Consider the following 2,311-nt stretch of genomic DNA (forward strand, 5'->3'; position numbering starts at 1 on the left):
GGTGTCAATGCCGGCCTTGATTTCCTCAAATCTGCCGAAGTAAATTTCCCCACCCTTGTCGTTGGGCGGTCAGCCCGGTAGTGACGGGTTTCCCTCCTTTTTTGGACGTCCGGGCTTGCGCTTCTCCGTTGGAAGACTACCCACTTCGTTGAATGCGGGACGATTGCGCAGGTGCTCTGGAATCAGGGCAGCATGTTCCCGAAGGCGGTAGGAGTTGCCTTCAATTGGAACTACGATCGCGTGGTGCAGCAGCCGATCCAGCAGCGCAGTAGCAACGACCGGGTCACCGAAGATCTCTCCCCATTCACTAAAGCCGCGGTTGCTGGTCAGGATCATCGCGCAGCGCTCGTAACAAGCATTGACCAGCTGGAAGAACAGATTGCCGCCGTTCGAGCCCAAGGGCAGATAGCCAATCTCGTCGACGATCAGCACGCTATAGCGCGACAGGAACTTCACCCGCTCACGCAGCTTGCCTTCGCGCTCGGCCTTACGCATTGAATCCACCAATTCGGCCAGTGTGGCGAAGAACACGCTCTTGCCGGCCTTGACGGCTTCCACGCCCAGTGCGACGGCGAGATGGCTCTTCCCTGTGCCGGGCGGTCCCAGGAAGTGCACGCACTGCCGTCGCTCGATGAACCCCAATTCGGCCAAGGCCATGACACGACTGCGCTCGAGCGATGGCTGGAAGCTGAAGTCGTAGCCGGCCAGCGTCTTGAGCACCGTCAGGCGCGCCGTTTGCAGTGCGATCTTGACTCGCCGACTCTCGCGCGTGCTGTACTCTTCGCCCAGCAATACTTCAATGGCTTCCAGAGCGGTTAGCTGACCCTGTTCGAGCTGAGACTGAATGGTCTGCAGTGCTTCCAGCGCACGCGGCATCCTGAGTCCAATCAAATGACTACGGATGCGCTCGGCGATCGGTGAATGACTCATCGCTGTCCCCCGATCTGTCGACCGATGAAGTCATAGACGGCCAGCGGCCGCTGCGCAACCGCATGCCCAGGCGGTAGCTCGATGCCATCCGGATTCTCCCGCTGCATGATCCGCTGCAGCAGCCGGTGGCCAGCCAGGATCGAGCGCTCGCGCCGTCCCTCGAGCCGGGCATGGGTAGCGATCAGGGCGCCGTCCTCAAAGATGCGGATGGTATCGGGTGTGGTCTCCACGTCGAGTATCCGCTTCCTGGTGCCATCTGGCACGCTGTAGTAATTGCCACCGACACTGACGCAGCCCTCGTGACTGACCCGGCGTTCGATACGCAGTACCGCATCAAAGCGACCGGCCGGTAAGGGCTGCAATTGCGGCCGCTCCTCATGGAAGTGCTCAATAACGATGCGCCCGGTGGTGCCATGGCAACGCACATTGGCAACGGTATCGAGCCAATGGCGAAGCTGCCGGTTCATGTCATCGATGTCCTCAAAGCTGCGTGCCATGAAGAAGTCGGCGCGGATATAGCGGTAAGGGCGCTCGACCTTGCCCTTGGTCTTGGCCCGGTATGCCTGACAGGCGCGTGGCAGGAAACCATAGTGGGCACCGCAAGCCAGCAGCTTGGCGTTATAGACAATGCCTTCGCCGGAGTCCGCTTCTCCCAGTACCGCGGTCTTCATGCGGTCGTACAGGATCTCGCGTGGCACACCACCGAAGTGAGCAAACGCTTCCATGTGACAGCGCAGCACCGTCGGCAGATCCTGGTGCAGCACGAACTGGCCCCACAGATAACGGCTGTGGCCCAAGACCATGGCAAACAGCCAGACCCGGTGTACCGGCCCTTGATTACCGAAGCAGACCTTGAACTCCGCGAAGTCGACTTGGGCCTGCTCGCCGGGCGGCGTCTCAAACCGGACCTCGAAGACCGGCGCCGGTGGTGGACGCACCGTGCGCAAGAAGTCATTGACTGCGGTGCGGCCCCCTGTGTAGCCCTGGCTACGAATCTCCCGCAGGAGCCGCTCGCCCGTCAGCTCGGGCCAGGCGGTCACACGTTCGCGCAAGTACGCTTCATAAGGCTCGATCACCGTCGGACGAGGGTTGCGCGGCTTGTACTGCGGCGCCGCCAGCCCCTCACGAATGTACTTGCGCACCGTCTTACGGTCGTGCCCCGTACGTTCGGCGATGGCAGATACCGATAGACCTTGCCGGTGTAATTCCAGAATCATTATCCACTCCTTCAACCTGACCACTCGCTCTCCTACCGGCATTCAAGATGCCGACATGGTGGAGCAAGTGAACAGCTGGCGGGATCAGCCCGCGCCAGCTGTTACCGTTCAAACTGGGGAAAATTCAAACGGCAGAAGTGGGGAGTATTCATCCGGCGGTGACA

General features: G+C 60.8%; 2 protein-coding genes. Both read right to left on the reverse strand.

The genetic code is table 11. The features are described 5' to 3' along the window. Window positions 1-69: 69 nt before the first annotated feature. A complete protein-coding gene (gene istB / locus JJB74_RS32875; RefSeq protein WP_200598755.1) occupies window positions 70-930 on the reverse strand; it encodes an IS21-like element helper ATPase IstB in 861 nt (286 codons plus the stop codon). Beyond that, the gene (istA, locus tag JJB74_RS32880; RefSeq protein WP_325170225.1) at window positions 927-2,171 is read right to left on the reverse strand and encodes an IS21 family transposase; all 1,245 of its coding nucleotides are present in this window, start codon (window positions 2,169-2,171) and stop codon (window positions 927-929) included. The genes istB and istA overlap by 4 nt, the downstream gene beginning before the upstream one ends. Window positions 2,172-2,311 lie beyond the last annotated feature (140 nt).

It is taken from the genome of Noviherbaspirillum pedocola (assembly GCF_016632335.1).
GTDB classification, from domain to species: domain Bacteria; phylum Pseudomonadota; class Gammaproteobacteria; order Burkholderiales; family Burkholderiaceae_D; genus Noviherbaspirillum_A; species Noviherbaspirillum_A pedocola.